Origin of the sequence: Cyanothece sp. BG0011 (assembly GCF_003013815.1) — a bacterium.
Lineage (GTDB): Bacteria > Cyanobacteriota > Cyanobacteriia > Cyanobacteriales > Microcystaceae > Crocosphaera.
Genome location: NZ_PRLH01000144.1, coordinates 1 through 17,555 on the forward strand (window position 1 = coordinate 1; position 17,555 = coordinate 17,555).

At 38.8% G+C, this 17,555-nt stretch carries 22 protein-coding genes and 1 pseudogene; 12 read left to right on the forward strand and 11 right to left on the reverse strand.

Annotated features, from left to right (window positions below):
• Positions 1-1,632 (forward strand): RNaseH domain-containing protein (locus tag C4E06_RS18580; RefSeq protein WP_157951183.1); only part of this gene is annotated, 1,632 nt, incomplete at its 5' end.
• A gap of 254 nt (positions 1,633-1,886) precedes the next feature.
• Complete coding sequence (locus C4E06_RS28165) at positions 1,887-2,045, forward strand: hypothetical protein (RefSeq protein WP_198648805.1); 159 nt, start codon at positions 1,887-1,889, stop codon at positions 2,043-2,045.
• Here the strand turns inward: C4E06_RS28165 and argJ are convergent.
• The 5 genes from argJ to C4E06_RS18605 form a co-directional block, all read right to left on the reverse strand.
• A complete protein-coding gene (gene argJ / locus C4E06_RS18585; RefSeq protein ID WP_107669568.1) occupies positions 2,023-3,267 on the reverse strand; it encodes a bifunctional ornithine acetyltransferase/N-acetylglutamate synthase in 1,245 nt (414 codons plus the stop codon). The two genes, C4E06_RS28165 and argJ, sit on opposite strands and share 23 nt — an antisense overlap.
• A 244-nt stretch (positions 3,268-3,511) precedes the next feature.
• Complete coding sequence (locus tag C4E06_RS18590; RefSeq protein WP_107669570.1) at positions 3,512-3,934, reverse strand: ferredoxin; 423 nt, start codon at positions 3,932-3,934, stop codon at positions 3,512-3,514.
• The gene (locus C4E06_RS18595) at positions 3,934-4,320 is read right to left on the reverse strand and encodes a DUF1257 domain-containing protein (RefSeq protein ID WP_107669572.1); all 387 of its coding nucleotides are present in this window, start codon (positions 4,318-4,320) and stop codon (positions 3,934-3,936) included. The genes C4E06_RS18590 and C4E06_RS18595 overlap by 1 nt, the downstream gene beginning before the upstream one ends.
• Before the next feature lie 56 nt (positions 4,321-4,376).
• Positions 4,377-4,592, reverse strand: coding sequence for a DUF2997 domain-containing protein (locus C4E06_RS18600; protein WP_107669574.1), 216 nt, complete (start codon positions 4,590-4,592; stop codon positions 4,377-4,379).
• A 253-nt stretch (positions 4,593-4,845) separates the two neighbouring features.
• Positions 4,846-5,958 carry an ABC transporter permease gene (locus C4E06_RS18605; protein WP_107669576.1) on the reverse strand — a complete coding sequence of 371 codons (1,113 nt, stop codon included), beginning with the start codon at positions 5,956-5,958 and terminating at the stop codon, positions 4,846-4,848.
• A 139-nt stretch (positions 5,959-6,097) separates the two neighbouring features.
• Between C4E06_RS18605 and C4E06_RS18610 the strand changes: the two genes are divergently transcribed.
• Positions 6,098-6,991 carry a carbohydrate ABC transporter permease gene (locus C4E06_RS18610; RefSeq protein ID WP_107669578.1) on the forward strand — a complete coding sequence of 298 codons (894 nt, stop codon included), beginning with the start codon at positions 6,098-6,100 and terminating at the stop codon, positions 6,989-6,991.
• Between the two features lie 34 nt (positions 6,992-7,025).
• Positions 7,026-8,006: an adenosine deaminase gene (locus C4E06_RS18615; RefSeq protein WP_107669580.1), complete on the forward strand. Its 981-nt coding sequence runs from the start codon at positions 7,026-7,028 to the stop codon at positions 8,004-8,006.
• Here the strand turns inward: C4E06_RS18615 and yidD are convergent, their stop codons facing one another.
• Complete coding sequence (yidD, locus tag C4E06_RS18620; RefSeq protein ID WP_107669582.1) at positions 8,007-8,231, reverse strand: membrane protein insertion efficiency factor YidD; 225 nt, start codon at positions 8,229-8,231, stop codon at positions 8,007-8,009.
• Between the two features lie 125 nt (positions 8,232-8,356).
• Here yidD and C4E06_RS18625 point away from each other — a divergent pair, with 125 nt between their 5' ends.
• Entirely contained in the window at positions 8,357-9,232 is an 876-nt protein-coding gene (locus C4E06_RS18625; protein ID WP_107669584.1) for an alpha/beta fold hydrolase, read from the forward strand.
• Positions 9,233-9,491: 259 nt separating this feature from the next.
• On the opposite strand, the gene C4E06_RS18630 is transcribed toward C4E06_RS18625, so the two are convergent.
• A complete protein-coding gene (locus tag C4E06_RS18630) occupies positions 9,492-10,829 on the reverse strand; it encodes a hemolysin family protein (protein ID WP_107669586.1) in 1,338 nt (445 codons plus the stop codon).
• Positions 10,830-11,048: 219 nt separating this feature from the next.
• On the opposite strand from C4E06_RS18630, the gene C4E06_RS18635 reads away from it, so the two are divergent.
• Positions 11,049-11,231, forward strand: coding sequence for a DUF4278 domain-containing protein (locus C4E06_RS18635; RefSeq protein WP_107669588.1), 183 nt, complete (start codon positions 11,049-11,051; stop codon positions 11,229-11,231).
• A 59-nt stretch (positions 11,232-11,290) separates the two neighbouring features.
• Positions 11,291-11,695 (forward strand): hypothetical protein, encoded by a 405-nt coding sequence (locus C4E06_RS18640; protein WP_107669589.1) that lies wholly within the window; start codon positions 11,291-11,293, stop codon positions 11,693-11,695.
• 82 nt (positions 11,696-11,777) lie between these two features.
• Here the strand turns inward: C4E06_RS18640 and C4E06_RS18645 are convergent, their stop codons facing one another.
• Positions 11,778-12,248 carry a PAM68 family protein gene (locus C4E06_RS18645; protein ID WP_107669591.1) on the reverse strand — a complete coding sequence of 157 codons (471 nt, stop codon included), beginning with the start codon at positions 12,246-12,248 and terminating at the stop codon, positions 11,778-11,780.
• 141 nt (positions 12,249-12,389) lie between these two features.
• Positions 12,390-12,722, reverse strand: coding sequence for a hypothetical protein (locus C4E06_RS18650; RefSeq protein ID WP_107669593.1), 333 nt, complete (start codon positions 12,720-12,722; stop codon positions 12,390-12,392).
• Positions 12,723-13,241: 519 nt separating this feature from the next.
• Here C4E06_RS18650 and C4E06_RS18655 point away from each other — a divergent pair.
• The 3 genes from C4E06_RS18655 (at position 13,242) to C4E06_RS18665 (ending at position 14,181) form a co-directional block, all read left to right on the forward strand.
• A complete protein-coding gene (locus tag C4E06_RS18655; protein ID WP_107669594.1) occupies positions 13,242-13,619 on the forward strand; it encodes an alr0857 family protein in 378 nt (125 codons plus the stop codon).
• Positions 13,620-13,847: 228 nt separating this feature from the next.
• Positions 13,848-13,997, forward strand: coding sequence for a hypothetical protein (locus C4E06_RS28170; protein WP_198648806.1), 150 nt, complete (start codon positions 13,848-13,850; stop codon positions 13,995-13,997).
• Positions 13,987-14,181, forward strand: coding sequence for a hypothetical protein (locus C4E06_RS18665; protein WP_107669596.1), 195 nt, complete (start codon positions 13,987-13,989; stop codon positions 14,179-14,181). Before C4E06_RS28170 ends, C4E06_RS18665 begins: the two co-directional genes overlap by 11 nt.
• 53 nt (positions 14,182-14,234) lie before the next feature.
• Here C4E06_RS18665 and C4E06_RS18670 read toward each other — a convergent pair.
• Positions 14,235-14,606, reverse strand: a pseudogene (locus C4E06_RS18670) (transposase); the annotation flags it as partial.
• Positions 14,607-14,938: 332 nt separating this feature from the next.
• On the opposite strand from C4E06_RS18670, the gene C4E06_RS18675 reads away from it, so the two are divergent.
• Positions 14,939-15,433 (forward strand): pentapeptide repeat-containing protein, encoded by a 495-nt coding sequence (locus tag C4E06_RS18675; protein ID WP_107669598.1) that lies wholly within the window; start codon positions 14,939-14,941, stop codon positions 15,431-15,433.
• A gap of 61 nt (positions 15,434-15,494) precedes the next feature.
• On the opposite strand, the gene C4E06_RS18680 is transcribed toward C4E06_RS18675, so the two are convergent.
• Positions 15,495-16,037, reverse strand: a complete 543-nt coding sequence (locus C4E06_RS18680) for a transposase (RefSeq protein ID WP_107669600.1) — start codon at positions 16,035-16,037, stop codon at positions 15,495-15,497.
• A 235-nt stretch (positions 16,038-16,272) separates the two neighbouring features.
• Between C4E06_RS18680 and trpB the strand changes: the two genes are divergently transcribed.
• On the forward strand, positions 16,273-17,514 hold the full coding sequence (gene trpB / locus C4E06_RS18685) for a tryptophan synthase subunit beta (protein ID WP_107669602.1): 1,242 nt from the start codon (positions 16,273-16,275) through the stop codon (positions 17,512-17,514).
• Positions 17,515-17,555: the final 41 nt, after the last annotated feature.

Genomic DNA, 17,555 nt, shown 5'->3' on the forward strand with positions numbered 1-17,555 from the left:
CATAAAGCAGAAACAGAAAAACAATTTCAAGCTAGAAAAAGAAGATTAATCAAAACTCACGAAACTCAGTTAAGAAACTGTAAGCAGAAAAAAAGAGAGTTAGAAGATGAATATCAAATCAGACGAGAAGAATTAATCAATAAACAAAAAAGAGAACTCGAAGATTTAAAGTCAAAACCAGCAGAAAAAGACGAAGAATTTAAAAGAAGATTGGAAGAATTTAAACAAAAAAAAGAACAATGGCAAGCAGAATTAAGAACCGCTATTGTTGATTCTGGTATTAAAAACTTAACTCTTTGGCTATGGCATTTTAAAGACTATAATCTACAAGATCGTCTCAAAGCTATTCAATATTGTTTAGGTATTTCAAATACAGAAGATGGTAGTTATTCTTTTGATGAAGGATTAACAATTAATATTAAAACTCAAGAAATGGGCAGAATTGCAGAGAGATTAAATTTATCTGTTGACGAAAGACCAGATAATCAGACAATAATTGAAGCTACCGAACAAAGAATTACTGAAATTAGAGAAATAGTTCAATCTAATAGAGATAATATTGCCGAACATACAGCAGTCTGGGTCGAACTATATGGTCAGGAAATTTATAAATTTACTAATAGAAAATATACTCCTTGGTGCGATCCAAAAAATGCTATTAAATTGGGGTTTGCCAAGCTAGGTTTTGTCAGCAAGTTTATAACTCCACAAAGAAAAAGCTACAAACACAAAGCAATTACTAGCTTAATAGAATTCTTGCGACAGTTAGGGGTTAGAATTGCACCTTCTAATATTCAATTAAGTAACGTAGATTCTAATACTTCGATTAATGAAGTAGCATTATGGCTAGTAAATAAAACAGGTGGAACTACAATTAATAATCAATCTTTAATTTTACCTGTAATGGTGAGAATGGGTTCAGATTCTCAACAAATAGAAGCAATTTTTCCTGGTAATGATGTATGGATACCTTATCGGGAAGTATTAACTAAAATCAATGATGCTGAAAGCTGGAAAAACGACGATAAAGGCAAAAATAAAGTTAGAACTTTTATACAACAAACACTTAAAACCAAAGAACTAAGAAATAAACCCACAATACTTTATTGTAAAGCAGAAAATATCCGTTCAGCTTGGTCTTGGTTACAAGATACACAAATATCTAACAAAGGGCTATCCTTTTCAGATAAAAAAGATAAAAAGCAAATATTTGAAGAATTTCTAGGTTTAAGAGTAATTCGATTACGAAATAGCGAAACCCCCGAATGGTTTGCTGTAGATGGCGAAAAAATATCGGGATTCGTGACGGGTTTATTTAAAAAAGAAAATAGCGATCGCGTATTCTATAGCTTGGGAAACAAAAGCGCACAAATGACTGGGCAAAACTCGGATTCAAAAATTAAAAATCCCGAAAAAAGTTGGGGACATCCATCACTTTTAGAAATAACGATCGCCTATCATCAACCAAAAGATAACTTGACAGAATTAGCGGCGATCGCACACGAATCAAGAAAAGGTATTTTACAATATGCAGATTGTTTGGAAGTCCCGAGAGTTTTACACTATGCCAAGCAAATAAATGAATATGTCTTGATGGCCAATGAAACGGAAAACGAAGATGAAGAAAACTGAAAGCGATCGCACTAAACTAAACTTGCTATTAAAATAATTTCTGAAATCAGATTAAATCGATGAAAGTCAGATTATTTACTGTTATCGTCTCCTAATTACCTTCTAAATACAATTGTGTCTTATCTAAATTGAATTGATTATAACATCCCCCAAAAGCATGAAAAAAAATCATCTGTTATGGGGAGGTGACATAGAAAAATAAATTGTTTGAATAGAAATAACTTTAATTGAGATATATTTGAGGAGTGCTACTTATGTTATACAAACCCCTAAAAATAATGGTTATTACTGCTACTATTTTCGTGTGGATCAGACTCCTAGCAGGAACCGTAGAAGTCTTTAATAATCCTGATCAAAGCTTATTAGATAATCAGAGGATCGCTTCAGAATCTAAGTCGTATATTCAGCGTTAATCTTGACATAATCATAACTTAAATCACAACCCCAAGCGATACCTTTTCCTGAACCATTGCCGACGCAAACGGAGATTAAAACGGTATCTTCTTGTAAATAGGTTCCTTGTGCAGCTTTTTTCATGTAATCACTGGCTGCATCACGATCATAGGGCAAGGGTTGTCCATTTTCCATCATCACATACTCACCCAAGATAATGCGTAAATCTTCTTGATGAAACATCACCCCAGCGCGGCCGGCGGCGGCTGCAATACGGCCCCAGTTAGGATCACGACCAAAAATAGCCGATTTAACCAAGGATGACCCCACAATGGTTTTAGCAATGTGTCGGGCTGCCTCATCATCTGGCGCACCGGATACTTGTACCTCCACTAAACAAGTCGCTCCTTCTCCATCTCTGGCGATCGCTTTTGCTAAATGTTGACACACAGTGGTTAACATTGTCTGCAAGGTTTGAGCATTTTTACTATTCATATCCGTAATGGCCGGAGTCCGAGATTGACCATTAGCCAGAGCAATTAAACTATCATTGGTACTGGTATCCCCATCGACAGTAATCTGATTAAAGCTTTCATTAGCTGCTTTGCTTAACATTTCTTGCCATAACCCTGTTGAAACCGCAGCATCACAGGTGACAAAGGATAGCATGGTGGCCATATTGGGGTGAATCATCCCGGACCCCTTAGCGATACCTCCAACCCTCACGGGACGGTTATCGATCATGGTTTCTAGAGCAATTTCTTTGGTCACTAAATCAGTGGTAATAATGGCGTTGGCTGCGGCTTCGTTGCCATCAGCCGACAAATTTGCCACTAATTGAGGGATTCCAGACCGTAACGCCTCCATCTTGATCCGTTGTCCGATCACCCCCGTAGAAGCCAAAAGAACTGCCTCTGGAGCGATGTTTAAGGCTTGGGCAACTAATTGAGAGGATTCTACTGCATCTTGCCACCCTTGTTTGCCGGTTCCTGCATTCGCTTGACCGGCGTTACAGAGAATAGCTTTTGCGCTGGCTTTTTGTTGTAGTTTTTGGCGACAATAATCAACACAAGCAGCCCTTACCTGAGACGTAGTAAACACCCCTGCTGCGATCGCTTCTGCATCCGAGATAATTAGGGCTAAATCGGGTTTTCCTGACGGTTTTAGCCCGGCGGCTATTCCTGAGGCTTTAAACCCTTTGGGGGCGGTTATTCCTCCTGCAATTTTGCTGTAGTTTTCCATAGTTAATCCAAGTCCTCTGGTGGTATTTATTACTTACGGTTACTGTGCGATCGCTGTTTTGTCTGTGGAGATCACAACTCGATCTATCTTAAAGCTTTGTTTAAAGGTTCTCTAATTCTCTCTTTTTTTCTTTATCTCAAGGACATAAAAATAAGGTGAGCAGTGATTAATTCATGGTTGATCGAACCTAAATATCACAACTGCTCACCTTATCGATTGTTTACGATGATTGATCAACAGGGACTTAATGGCTTTTTGGCGGTTTTCTTTTTCTGTCAGGATTATGATGAACTTGAGGAAAACCAAGGGGTTTAACCTGTTGATGTTGACGAATCGCTTCGAGTTCATTTAACTCTGTGTAATCAACCCAGTGGATACAATCTACTGGACAAGTATCCATCGCTTCTTGAATGGTATCTTCTTCATCTCCGTCTTGATTGTAAACCCGCGATCGCCCATAATCTGACTCAATATAAAAGGTATTTGGTGCGACATGGGCGCAGTGCTTACAGCCAATACAAGTAATCTCGTCGACGTAAACTCCTTTTTGTCGTAGTTCGCCCCCTAATTCTGGCTCATTACCAGTTCTGTCGGGGGCATCTCGAAAAATACCCCCTAGTTCTGGTTCTAATCCAGAGCGATCGGGGGTTGGGGAAAAATCAGTCATTACGCACTCCAGCGTTGGACAACAAGGCGAATTGAACCATCTTCATTCTTTTGTTGTTGGGCTACTTGGAACCCTTGTTTATTGGACTCATCAAGGATAGTATGCAGGGCATATCCTTGGGTCACTTTTTGCAAAAATCCTTCAACGGATAGGGGCTGTTGCCAATATTGCAAATCGGCGATTAATTCGTATTCGCTACCATTCCAGCTAAAACCAATGTCATAGTTATTTTCTTGTTCAACTACGATTTCAGCCGTACGGGTTTGACCTTTGTACCCTCTGACGGTATGGGGTCCTTCTTTCCAGTCGATACCCATGTCATTTAATGATGCTTTGAGGGAGGTGAGGTTACGAATTTGGGTTTTGATGTTACTAAAGTGTGACATATTTCTTTGGAATTTTAAACGTTACAAAGGGGGACAAAATCAAGGGAATTTCACCCTTACCAATCGCTAAAAGAAGCTTGATTCTTGGCTTCTGTGGATTGAGTAACCGGTTGAGCGTAGTATTGAGAAGTCTTTTCATTAGAAACGACTCTCCCTAATTGCGCTTCGATCGCTGCTGTTACCTCTTGACAAGAGGAACCTATTATGCCTGTCACTGTTTCTTTGACACGGCCATCAGGGTAAATAATAAATTCTAGGGTTTCCATGTTCATGGTTGATTCTAGAATAGGGGTCTCTAGGGTGGATAAGGACTGTTTTGCTCCAAAAAAGGATTAATTTTGCCCACTTTTCTCAAGATATTAATCTTGATGAACCGTAGCATGATTAATCAAATTTTAGCAAAAGTTAACATTTAATTAGTGGTCTACTTATGTTACTGTAAGTTTCCCTTAACCTTCAAAAAAAAGTCAAGGGAGACTTTTTCGCCTTAGTACGAAGTTAACAAAAATATACAAAATGGACAAATTATTCAAGACTGCGGGGGTCGAGGGCATCCCGTAAACCGTCTCCGAGTAAGTTAAAGCAGAGAACCGTCAAGATAATCATCAGGGCTGGTGGCCAAATTAACCAAGGCTGCAGCACTAAAATAGAAGCATTGGTCGATACAGACAGTAAATTTCCCCAACTTGGGTCAGGTTGTTGAATTCCTAAGCCGATCAGACTTAAGATTGATTCGGAGACAATAAAGCCAGGAATGGCTAAGGTTGCCGAGATAATAATATAGGTTGCTGTTTGGGGAAGCACATGACGAACAATAATACGCCAAGGGGTTGCCCCCATGGCCTTGGCGGCCTGTACAAACTCTTGTTCTTTGAGAGAGAGAACTTGACCCCGGATAACCCTAGCGAGTCCTGACCAACTGATAAAAGAAGTAATTAAAACAATCAATAAAAATCGTTGTGCGCTGGTGAGACTAGGAGGAAGAACAGCCGCCAAAGCCACTAATAAATAAATGCCAGGAATGGTCATTAAGACTTCTACCAAGCGCATTAAAAAAGCATCGATCCAGCCTCCAAAATAACCAGAAATGCCCCCAACTATCATACCCAAGGGAAAAGAAACAACAATACCCACAACACCGATAAATAAGCTAATTCTTCCGCCAAATAGTAAACGACTGAACTGATCTCGTCCTTGTTCATCTGTTCCCAAAAGATTCAAATGAGCCGGGCCAACGGTTCCAAACAGATGACGGTCCATGGGAATACCCGGAAAAAGTTCCACTTCTTCAAAAGTAGGGGGTAAAGGGAGACGAATTTGTAATAATCGATAGTTGTATCCTTTAGCAAATAAGGTAATGGGTGAGGGTTGCTCAAAATTGACGTTTAAACTCCGTTTTCCCGTCTCAAGATCCGTCGGACTTTGGGTTGTCGGATAAACATGGGGTCCAATAAACTGGCCGTCTTGAGTGGTCAAATAAATGTTGGTGGGAGGAAGGAGTGAACCGTCAGCTTGGGATGAGTAAGGATCATAAGGCGCAACAAAATCTGCAGCAATCACGGCTATATAGAAAATTATCAGTAAGACTGCCCCAAAACGGGCCAGAGGATTATCTTTAAGTTTTTGCCACCAGTTCATAATTAAAGCTTAATAATTTACCGACAATTATAAACCGAGACTCACATCTTGCACGTTTGTATTTAACACTTCACTTCAAACTCCGAACGCACATTATGTTATTATTTTCTACAATTTCTAATCAATTAAAGCAACTTTGATGAAAATCTCTTTTAAAAATACTGCAACTCAACCTTTTAATTTTGTTCCCTATTTATTTTTACTGCCGGCTTTATTATTACTGATTATTACTGTTTTTATTCCTGCCATTCAAGCCTTTTCTTTAAGCTTTACCCAATACAATTATGATATTACTCAACCGCCGCAATGGGTGGGGTTAGAAAATTTTCAAAGATTACTGCAAGATTCAGTATTTTGGTTGACCTTAACGAACACAATTTTATACTTAATTGGGGTGGTTCCTTTATTGGTTATTTTGCCTTTATTCCTCGCTATTTTAGTTAACAATAAACTGAAAGGGATTAGTTGGTTTCGTTTAGCTTTTTATGTTCCTGTGGTTATTTCTATGGTTGTTGCCGGTATTGCCTGGAAAGCTTTGTATAGTTCTAATGGTTTATTTAACCAAATATTACAACAATTAGGATTCAGTGAGGGTATTCCTTGGTTAACCAGTCCTGAGTTAGCATTATGGAGTGTGATGTTAGTGACTATTTGGAAAGGATTGGGTTATTATATGGTCATTTATTTAGCAGGATTACAAGCTATTCCAGCAGAATTATATGAAGCAGCGGCTATTGACGGATCGGATGGTTGGCGTAAACATTGGGATATAACCATTCCCTTAATGCGTCCTTATTTACTATTAGTAGCTGTTATTTCTTCTATTGCTGCCACTAAAGTGTTTGAAGAAGTTTATATTATGACGCAAGGCGGCCCTTTAAATCGCTCGAAAACTATTGTTTATTATGTTTATGAAAGAGCATTTGAAGATTTAGATATTAATTATGCTTGTACCATTGGCTTGATTCTATTTTTGATTATTTTGGTACTCTCATTTATCAACCTAAAAATTTCTAAAAATCCGACACTTTAGGGTTACTTTTTTCTAAGTAGCTATTATTAAAACTATGAAAAAAATAATTAAAAACTTACCAAAAGCAGAATTACATATACATATAGAAGGTTCCTTAGAGCCTGAATTAATGGTAAAAATAGCCAAACGTAATCATAAAAAATTGCCCTTTAATTCTGTAGAAGAAGCCAAACAAGCTTATCAATTTAACGATCTTCAATCTTTTTTAGATATTTATTATCAAGGGACAAATGTTTTATGTACCGAAGAAGATTTTTATGACTTAACTTGGAACTATTTACAGAAAGCAAAAGAACAAAATATTTGTCATACAGAAATTTTTTTTGATCCCCAAACTCACACCCATAGAGGTGTACCATTTGCCGCCATTATTACAGGAATTAGTGAAGCATTAAAAGCGGGAAAAGAACAATTAGGAATATCGAGTTACTTAATCCTTTGTTTTCTTAGAGATTTAAGCCTAGAATCAGCCTTTGCAACCTTAGAAAATGCAATTAAATATGGGGACAAAATCAAAGCCATTGGGTTAGATTCAGCCGAAAAGAATAATCCACCTTCTAAATTTAAATCGGTGTTTGAGAAAGGAAGAGCCGCAGGATTTTTAACCGTTGCTCATGCAGGAGAAGAAGGATCTTCGGACTATATTTGGCAAGCAATTAACCTATTAAAAGTCTCTAGAATCGATCATGGAGTACGTTGTATTGATGATCCGAAATTAGTTGAATATTTAGCTAAAATGCAAATTCCTTTAACGGTTTGTCCTTTATCTAATGTTAAATTAAAAGTGTTTAATTCTTTAGAGGAACATAACCTTAAAATTTTATTAGATCAGGGATTATGTATTACCATTAATTCCGATGACCCGGCTTATTTTGATGGCTATCTCAACGAAAATTTTATAGGGATTTCTCAGGCTCTTAATTTAACAGAAACTGATCTCAAAAAACTGATTAATAATTCTTTTAAAGCCTCCTTTCTTGACCCCAGAGACAAAGAAAAATTGTATCTTAACTAATTATTTTTTTGTGATAGGAGGAACCGGATCGTATCCTCCAGGATGAAACGGATGACAGCGTAAAATTCTTTTTAAACCTAACCAACTCCCCCGTAAAGCCCCAAATTTTTCAATCGCTTCTAAGGTATATTGGGAGCAAGTAGGACGAAAACGACAACTCGGAGGAAATAAAGGAGAAATCAAGGTACGATAACCTTTAATCAATAAAATAAGAATTTTTTTCATTAATCTTAGTAAAGAGAAAACTTAGCGTAAGAGAGCCTTTTAATTTATAATAGAAGATGGTGATCATTATCGAGTCGTTTTAACTAAAAACGTCGTGACGACTTTTTGAGAGGGTAAGATAATTCATGCCAACCATCGATATATCGGGAGTGCCTCATGCTTATGAGCTAACGACTCCCTCTGCCAAACCTTCGACCCCTGTGTTAATTTTTATTCATGGCTGGCTCTTAAGCCGTCAATATTGGCTACCCTTAATTAATGAATTATCCCCCGACTATCCTTGTTTGACTTACGATCTCAGAGGGTTTGGAGACTCTCAACCGTTAGATAATTATTTATTAGAAAAAAATAAGACTTCCTCTCCCTACACTTTAGAAGCATATGCTCAAGATTTGATTATTTTACTAGAAAAATTAAATATTCAACGAGGGTGGTTAATTGGCCATTCTTTGGGAGGTAGTATTGCCTTATGGGGGGCTGATCTGTGTCCCGAAAAAATACAAGGGGTTGTTTGTTTAAACGCCGGTGGAGGTATCTATTTAAAAGAAGAATTTGAGCGGTTTCGCCTCGCTGGACAACAATTAGTTAAATATCGCCCTCGGTGGTTATCTAATGTGCCGTTAATCGATATTCTCTTTTCTAGAATTATGGTGGCTAGTCCGATTGAGCGACAATGGGGGAAACAACGAGTGATCGATTTAATGAGGGCAGATTCAGAAGCAGCCTTAGGCTCCTTATTAGATTCTACGACAGAAAGTGAAGTTCATTTATTACCCCAAATTGTGTCCCGTCTAGTTCAACCCGTTTATTTCTTTTCAGGGGACAAAGACACGGTAATGGAACCCCAATATGTTCGTTATTTAGCTAGTTTTCATGAACTCTTCAAATATCAAGGTCAGAATGTCATTGATGTTCCTAATTGTGGTCATTTATCTATGGTAGAACAACCTGAATTATTAGGGGAAAAAATGCTGAATATTTTAATGACGCATGAAGTTTAACAGTGATTAATTAATTATTAGTTAATAACATCTTTCTAGAATCTATAAAAACTAAACAAGAAACTAGAAAAAATCTATTTTAAAATCGTTACAGTCAAAAACAAATACTATTGCCACCCCCTCTAACTCTCCCTTTTGTGAGGGGGAGAACCCTTGCCTATTGCCTATTGCCCTGCCCCCAACCCCCCACACCCCCCACACCCCCCTTTAAAAGGGGGGCAGGGGGGGTTAGGTTTATCGAAGGTGCAAAATATGGGAATTAATAAATATCATTAGGGGTTTGATTTAATAAAGGTTGACTAACGGGCATGACTAACACTTTATCCACTCGATTTCCGTCCATGTCCATTACTTCAAATTTTAAGCCTTTCCAATTAAAACTATCGGCTGCTTTAGGAATTTTGCCTAGATAAGTAATGACAAAACCCCCTAATGTATGGAAATTACCCTGTTTTTCGCCAGGAATCATATTCAGTCGGAAGACCTTCTTAAACTCATCAACGCCTACGGTTCCATCCATTAACCAAGACCCATCTTCTCGCCGTATAATTGAAGGGATAACGGTTTGATCGATGCGAGGAATATCACCGACAATGGCTTTTAACATATCATTAATAGTCACTAATCCTTGAACAATTCCATATTCATCTACCACTAAAGCAATATGATTTCCCGTTTGTTGAAATAATTGTAAGACTTTTAATCCTAGGGTACTATCAGGAACGAATAAAGGTTGTCCCAAGGATGCCGTTAAATCAAACTGTTGACAAGATAAACAACCAGATAATAAAGTAGTGACCTGAACAATCCCTAAAACTTCTTCTAAACTGCCTTGACACACAGGAAAACGAGTATGGGTACTATGGACGATTTTATTACGATTCATCTCAGCCGAATCTTCTAGATTTAACCACACAATTTCAGGCCGAGTGGTCATTAAACTGCTTACTCTGCGATCGCCTAATTGTAAAACCCTCTCCACCATATCCTGTTCCACTTCTTCAAACATTCCTGCTTCTTTTCCCTGTTTCAACATGACTTTAATTTCTTCTTGAGTCACCGGCGGTTCAGTAATCGTCGTGGTAACCCCCAACAAAGATAAAATAAAATCTGTCGAAGCCCCTAATAAATTGACAATAGGGGAAACTAAACGAGAGACATATAACAAAGGAACGGCCATCAATGTGGCAATTCCTTCGGGATCACTCAAGGCTAAACGTTTAGGAACTAATTCCCCAATCACTAACGACAAATAGGTTAAACAAAGGACAACAATGGTAATGGCGATGGTTTCGCTATGAACCATTAAACCAGGAACACGCTGTAACACCACCGTTAGATGGGCTGAGAGGTTAGCTCCTCCATACACTCCGGCCAAAATGCCAATCAGGGTAATACCGATTTGTACCGTTGATAAAACCTGGTTGGGGTCATTGGCTAATTCTAAAGCAATTTTTGCTCTGCGATCGCCTCGAAGACTCATTTGCTCTAAGCGAATTTTGCTAGAGGAGACTAGCGCTATCTCCGATAGGGCAAAGATAGCATTACATAAGACCAATAGAAGGATAACGAGAAGTTCGCTTGCGATCGAAACCATAGAAACTTGGTCTCAGCTTGAGTTCAAGATAGCTGATCACTTCTAGTATCAACCATTAATCCCCTGAAAAACAGGGTGATCCTTAGTTAAATTTTTATGAAGTCCTGACATTTTTTTGATAAAAATGTAACAATAGATACAGAAAGTATTTTAAAAGTTCTCAATCTTCCCGTCAAATTCGGGAAAGATGGGGGAACAGTAATCGGAGGAAAATAAATTATGAAACTGTCATTTCGCGGAATCAGCTATAATCATGACCCGATGACCATAGAAACCAGCAATACAGAGGTCGAAGGAACTTATCGGGGTGTTCATTGGAAAAATCACCCTTATGCAAAATCTCGTCATAGTCATGGCAACAAGCAGATGACCTATCGTGGTATCCATTATGTAGAAAATTAATGTTTTTACTTTGAGTGTTTTGATGTTGGTTTAACTTAACTTTTTTAGGAACAGTGGATATGAAATTTTCAGAACGTCGTTTTAGAGGGGATGAGCAGCCCAATGCTTTAGATAGGGGTAATGAAACCGTCATCCAAAGACATTGTAGGCAAAGATGGAAATACGAATATCCTCGACATATGAGACCTCGCCCTTGTACTGTATCGACACAAAATCCCCTGACTCATTCTCCTGTTGAGTCTCAAGTGGTGATTGATCGAGCATTAGAGGGTCAAGTTTGTCCAATTTCCATCAAATCCCCTGAACCATTGCCTGTGAATGAAGTATCAAAAACTCATTTACAAAATGTTTGTCGAAACTTAGAACGACGACTGAAAAAAGCCCAACTAAACGGAGATCAATGGTTAATTAGTCTATTAGAGAAAGAATTTCAGGATATGGGTCAATTGTGTGTTTTTTCCTAGATTTTTGTTGTCAAGAAAATTTAAACCCCATCTAAATATCTTAGATGGGGAATTCTTTTAATATTTATATTTCATTTGTTGATTAATTTTTTTTAGCTTCTTGTCTAGCACTGCGCCATGCTTGAATGGTACGACCCAAATTTTGGGTAAATTCTTGCCATCCCCACCAACCTCCGGCTCGATGTTCATCCCAGGAAGCCGAAAAGATACCATAACTGAGTCCTAATACCCCTAAACCAAACAATCCTAAACTAACCGCACCAACGGCAGAATTGGGAATATCTAACCAGTCATGACTGACTATCCAATAAAAGACAAAAAATGAAGACATTCCTAGTCCTGTGGGAATACCCGAAAAAATAGCCATGCGTTTGATCATGCGTTTACTAACGCTGTCAGGAATTGCGCTAAGACTGGCATCATTAGAGCGTTTTTTCTGTTTTTTAGGGGTTGTAACTGAGGTTGTATTAGTTGCTGGAGCTTTTTTTTCTTTCTTCTTTTTTTTCTGACGGGGTTCAAAAGGGATAGAGTTCCGTGAGGAGTTGGCTGCCATAAGTCTTGAATTGAAATAAAAAATAAAAATGTGATCAATCACACACTTTCGTTGATTTTAACTTACTGTAGGGATTAATTGCTATTTTATCGGTGATCAGTGATTGTCAACTGATCACTGATCACTGATTACTGATTACTGTTAACTGATACTATCTAGACTGAGTGGCACAAAATCACCATAAATCGTTAATCCTAATAACATGGGTTGTCCTGCTTGAATAAGTTTTCCGGTTAATACACAACTTTCGTCCTTTCTAGCCACTGATTCAATGGTGGCCCGAATATCGACAGCCGAAAATTGCGGTCGATAATCTCCTGATTTTTGCTGTACATAGTTCCAGAGAATATCCCTGATTAATGCTTGATAACCTTGATGGCCAGAAAGCTCTTTAAGCTTGTCTTTGAGGGTTTTTTCTAAACGGATGCTGGTAACTTCCATTTCGGTGGTTGAAGTACGGGGAAGAGTTTTCATGATTTTTTTCCTCATTAAAAGGTAGACATTTCAGTAATATAAGTGTAGTATGAAAAAGTCTCTTTTAACACGGTTGAAAACCTTCATGTTACTTTTTTCTGGCCTCAATTTATTTCTCCGAGTCTTCAGTGGTTGCCAAGGGTGGCCAACTGTGATCATCGGAAAGAGGGGGTTAGAGATAAAAAGTAATTGTCCGACTAAGCAAGCAACAGTCTTTAATTTTCCGATATGGAGTCTATTTCATCGAGATTATCCCCTCTCAGGCGATAATGAATCTCCAGAGATTAGAACATCCCTAACCCTCAAAAGCGGGTGGTGGAGGCAAATCTTCCCTATCCTTAGATAAATACCTAACTCCTCAAGGTTTGTCTGACCCCCCGCTTTACTCCTCTAGTAGAAAGTGGGGGGTTTTGTTAGATCAACCAGAGTAAAAAAATGTGATATTTATCTATTATTGTTGTTCTCTTACGTATCGACTCACATCAATGATTTCTGTCATTTTTAAAGCCACAAAAGACGATGTTAAAACTAACTTATACCCATAATGGATTTTATATTGATTATCTTCAAGAGTCCTTAGAGACTTGGGTAACAACTCGTGTCATCTTAGCGTTACGGTCAGGAACCAGTCTTTGTGTTGAACCGAGTAGTGCTTCTTTTTTAATTTCTTTAGACTTACCTTATGTGAATCAACTATTAGAAGATGTGAACGAATTTACAGGAGAAATTGTCGAGGTTAACCGTTGTGATGAAGAAGCAATGGAAGTTGTTCTAGAAGGTACTTGGTTAGGTTCAGATATCGCTAGTGAAGAAGGGATATTTATCTGTCGTTTAAGCGATCGCTTAGAATCTCTTCTCTATCAAATCTGGCAAGAGTCACCAGTAAAAATTAATTAATGGTAGTGCGATCAACTAAATTAATGTAGTGTGATCGCGCTTTCTTGTAGCAACTGTCTTGATGATCAAGCGATCGCTAAAATAATGAATAATTAGCTGAATTTTAGCTATCTGCTCCAATCAATATGCAACTTTTTCTGACCATAAGCTCAGAATAAAGTAAAATTAGAGGTATTATAATTGAGGATAGGTCAATTTCGTTAACCGTAGCACAAGCCATTAAATCGGTTGAAATTTGTCAAAGTCTCTCGGATCTTCATCAAGATATTGTTTCGTTTTGATGATGTTAAAGAAGAGATTTATATCTTAGCTGGAAAAGATATTGAAGTAATTATTTATCTTAATGGAGATTGGGAGTTTTTACCAAATGAAACCTAATTTTGAGATAATGAGTAAGGCAGAATTAAGAGCCTATGTGTTAAAACATAAGGAAGATAAAGAAGCGTTACGAGTGTTAATGAGTCGTCGCGATCCTAATTTTATTAAATATAATTTTCCTAATACTGAAGAGGGAATAGAACATATAAAAGAAGTTATTAAACGTAAAATTGAAGGTCATTAGCGATCGCCGATCTCGTAGTTGAGGAACGAAACCCAACAAAATAATATAAGAAATTACTCCATCCCAACAGAAACATCAAAAACAGGGATTTCTGAACGTCCCCAGTCAACATCATAAACACCGCGCTGCACATAACGATGAAAACTGGAATATTCCCAATGTTTTGGACGTGAAACTAAGCCATGATGCACGGGGTTATAATGAATATAATCTACATGATTAATAAAATCTTGTTCATCTCGGATTAAATGCTCCCAAAATCGTCTTTGCCAGATAGCTCTCTCTTGTTTACTTTGTCTTGACGTGGAAACGTTGCCTTGATATTTGCGATCGCATCTACGGCTAAACCAACCTTTAATCAAACGCCACCGAGTCGAAAACTCAGCATCTCTTTCGGGTAATGTCCAAATACAATGAAATTGATCATACTCAAGATGTTATGCGTTGGGTTTCGTTCCTCAACCCAACCTACTGAACTATAGGCAAATTCTGAACTTTGAACTGCGAACTCTGAATTCTCAAATGGGGTGGAGTCGATAAACCAACCGACTCCGTTGCCGTTGTAGTCGATGAGGATGGTTCCTGCGTTGGGGCGACCGAAGGAGTCAAAGCCTGTGATGGTGGCTTCGGCTAATTGTCCGGTGGGTAGGTCAGTTATTTCCAGGTTTATAGTAGGTAGGGTGGGGAGGTTTAGGTAATTACTCCAGAGGGTTTGAGCGGTAGAATTAAGGGTGTTGAGTATTTGAGGATTAAAACTATGAAGATGACTGCTGATGAATTTTTGGCCCGGTATGCTGCTGGAGAGAGAGATTTCTTCGGAATTGAACTGATTGATGCTGACTTGAGTAGAGCTACTGGTTGGGAACAAAACAATCCCGTCGGACAAACTATTACTGGAACTGTTTTGGGAGAAGGAGATCTCAGTGGGACTAACTTTGCTGCCAACGATATGCGTGCCTGCAATTTCAGTCGTTCCAAAATGGTTCGATGTCAGTTTATTGCTGCTAACTTGACTAGATCCTGCTTTGTAGGTGCTGATTTGAGTGGTACTACTTTTGAAGGAGCCAAGTTGATCCGTGCCGACTTGAGAGAAGCTGATCTCCGTGGAGCCAATATGACTGGAGTTGATTTGACTGGAGCCGATATGACTGGAGCTAAAGATGATGGAGCTTGGTATGAGAGTGCTTTCTTCTGTGATACTATTCTCCCAGATGGAACTTTCTTGGAAGGGCCTCATCCCGTCGAAGATTAAGCTAGTGCGATCGCCGATCTCGTAGGTTGGGTAGAGGAACGAAACCCAACAATATCATGAACTATTCCATCCCAACAGAAACATCAAAAACAGGAATTTGTGAACTTCCCCAGTCAACATCATAAACACCGCGCTGCACATACCGATGAAAACTAGAATATTCCCAATCTTTTGGACATGAAACTAACCCATGATGCACGGGATTATAATGAATATAATCGGCATGATTAACAAAATCTTGTTCATCTCGGATTAAATGTTCCCAAAATCGTCTTTGCCAGACAGCCCTTTCTTCTTTACTTTGTCTTGACGTGAAAACGTTGCCTTGATATTTGCGATCGCATCGACGGCTAAACCAACCTTTAATTAACCGCCACCGAGTCGAAAACTCAGCATCTCCTTCGGGTAACGTCCAAATGCAATGAAGATAGTTAGGTAAAATAACAATGGCATCAATGACAAAAGGATGTTTTTCGATGACGCTACGAAATGAATCTCGCAATAACACTATATTTTCTGCTTCACAGAGAAATGAACGTCGATTATGGGTAACTAAGGTAAAAAAATAGCTACTTCCTGGTTGTTTGGCCCGACGATATTGCATAAATTAATCATACTTAAGATGTTATGGGTTGGGTTTCGTTCCTTTACTCAACCTACTGTCTGGTTGTTTTGCCCGACGATATTACATAAATTGATCATACTCACGATGTTATAAGTTGGGTTTCGTTCCTCAACCCAACTTACAGACTATGGAAAAAAGTCGATAACCCAGTTACCATGATCATAATGAGATTAAACGCTTTTTCTTCAATCGCAACACCAAGACGAAAATAACAATGACAACCACACCCATTTCCCCATCATCAAACCAAACCCAATACCCTGATGACATCGGACGCTTTGGCCAGTATGGGGGAAAATATGTGCCTGAAACATTAATGCCGGCTTTAAGCGAACTCGAAACCGCTTATCGTCGCTACAAGGATGATCCTGACTTTCAAGCAGAATTATCACAATTATTAAAGGATTATGTCGGTCGTCCCAGTCCCCTCTATTTTGCTGAACGCTTAACCGAACATTACGCCCGTCCCGATGGTACTGGCCCACAAATTTACTTGAAACGGGAAGATTTAAACCACACCGGCGCCCATAAAATTAATAATGCCCTGGGTCAAGTTTTATTAGCGAAACGCATGGGTAAACAGCGTATTATCGCAGAAACTGGAGCAGGGCAGCATGGAGTGGCAACGGCCACGGTTTGCGCTCGTTTTGGCTTAGAATGTGTCATTTATATGGGCATCCATGATATGGAACGGCAAAACCTCAATGTCTTCCGCATGAAACTATTAGGGGCGACGGTGCAACCCGTAGAAGCAGGAACCGGAACCCTCAAAGATGCTACCTCAGAAGCCATTAGAGACTGGGTAACGAATGTAGAAACCACTCATTATATTTTAGGTTCGGTAGCTGGTCCTCATCCTTATCCGATGATTGTACGAGACTTTCATCATATTATTGGCCAAGAAACCCGTCAGCAATGTCAAGAAAAATGGGACAGTTTACCCGATATTTTACTGGCTTGTGTTGGGGGTGGATCGAATGCAATGGGACTGTTTTATGAGTTTGTTAAGGATGCTGAAATTCGTATTATTGGAGTTGAAGCAGCCGGGGAAAGTATTGTTTCTGGTAAACACGCTGCAACCCTCACAAAAGGTCGTCCAGGGGTGTTACACGGGGCGATGAGTTATTTATTGCAAGATGAAGAAGGACAGGTCATAGAAGCTCATTCTATCAGTGCAGGGTTAGATTATCCTGGAGTTGGACCAGAACATAGTTATCTTAAAGATAGTGGTCGGGCTGAATATTATAGTGTTACGGATGCTGAAGCAGTGGCGGCCTTTCAACGGTTATCGGAGTTAGAAGGGATTATTCCGGCCCTAGAAACGTCCCATGCGATCGCTTATTTAGAAACCCTTTGTCCTCAACTTGAAGGCAGTCCCCGTATTATTATTAATTGTTCGGGCCGTGGGGATAAAGATGTGCAAACGGTGGCTAAATATTTAGAGAATAAAGAATGAAGAATGAAGAATTTAGAATGAAGAAAAAATTAAATTCTAAA

Excerpts from the sequence above, each read along its gene's own strand:
- C4E06_RS18675 (WP_107669598.1), top strand. The coding sequence starts at position 14,939 with ATGAAGATGACTGCTGATGAATTTTTGGCCCGGTATGCTGCTGGAGAG.
- C4E06_RS18625 (WP_107669584.1), top strand. The coding sequence starts at position 8,357 with ATGCCAACCATCGATATATCGGGAGTGCCTCATGCTTATGAGCTAACG.
- C4E06_RS18610 (WP_107669578.1), top strand. The coding sequence starts at position 6,098 with ATGAAAATCTCTTTTAAAAATACTGCAACTCAACCTTTTAATTTTGTT.
- C4E06_RS18645 (WP_107669591.1), bottom strand. The coding sequence starts at position 12,248 with ATGGCAGCCAACTCCTCACGGAACTCTATCCCTTTTGAACCCCGTCAG.
- yidD (WP_107669582.1), bottom strand. The coding sequence starts at position 8,231 with ATGAAAAAAATTCTTATTTTATTGATTAAAGGTTATCGTACCTTGATT.
- C4E06_RS18655 (WP_107669594.1), top strand. The coding sequence starts at position 13,242 with ATGTTAAAACTAACTTATACCCATAATGGATTTTATATTGATTATCTT.
- C4E06_RS18680 (WP_107669600.1), bottom strand. The coding sequence starts at position 16,037 with ATGCAATATCGTCGGGCCAAACAACCAGGAAGTAGCTATTTTTTTACC.
- C4E06_RS18630 (WP_107669586.1), bottom strand. The coding sequence starts at position 10,829 with ATGGTTTCGATCGCAAGCGAACTTCTCGTTATCCTTCTATTGGTCTTA.
- C4E06_RS18600 (WP_107669574.1), bottom strand. The coding sequence starts at position 4,592 with ATGAACATGGAAACCCTAGAATTTATTATTTACCCTGATGGCCGTGTC.
- trpB (WP_107669602.1), top strand. The coding sequence starts at position 16,273 with ATGACAACCACACCCATTTCCCCATCATCAAACCAAACCCAATACCCT.
- C4E06_RS18590 (WP_107669570.1), bottom strand. The coding sequence starts at position 3,934 with ATGACTGATTTTTCCCCAACCCCCGATCGCTCTGGATTAGAACCAGAA.
- C4E06_RS18650 (WP_107669593.1), bottom strand. The coding sequence starts at position 12,722 with ATGAAAACTCTTCCCCGTACTTCAACCACCGAAATGGAAGTTACCAGC.
- argJ (WP_107669568.1), bottom strand. The coding sequence starts at position 3,267 with ATGGAAAACTACAGCAAAATTGCAGGAGGAATAACCGCCCCCAAAGGG.
- C4E06_RS18640 (WP_107669589.1), top strand. The coding sequence starts at position 11,291 with ATGAAATTTTCAGAACGTCGTTTTAGAGGGGATGAGCAGCCCAATGCT.
- C4E06_RS18665 (WP_107669596.1), top strand. The coding sequence starts at position 13,987 with ATGAAACCTAATTTTGAGATAATGAGTAAGGCAGAATTAAGAGCCTAT.
- C4E06_RS18615 (WP_107669580.1), top strand. The coding sequence starts at position 7,026 with ATGAAAAAAATAATTAAAAACTTACCAAAAGCAGAATTACATATACAT.
- C4E06_RS18595 (WP_107669572.1), bottom strand. The coding sequence starts at position 4,320 with ATGTCACACTTTAGTAACATCAAAACCCAAATTCGTAACCTCACCTCC.
- C4E06_RS28165 (WP_198648805.1), top strand. The coding sequence starts at position 1,887 with ATGTTATACAAACCCCTAAAAATAATGGTTATTACTGCTACTATTTTC.
- C4E06_RS18635 (WP_107669588.1), top strand. The coding sequence starts at position 11,049 with ATGAAACTGTCATTTCGCGGAATCAGCTATAATCATGACCCGATGACC.
- C4E06_RS18605 (WP_107669576.1), bottom strand. The coding sequence starts at position 5,958 with ATGAACTGGTGGCAAAAACTTAAAGATAATCCTCTGGCCCGTTTTGGG.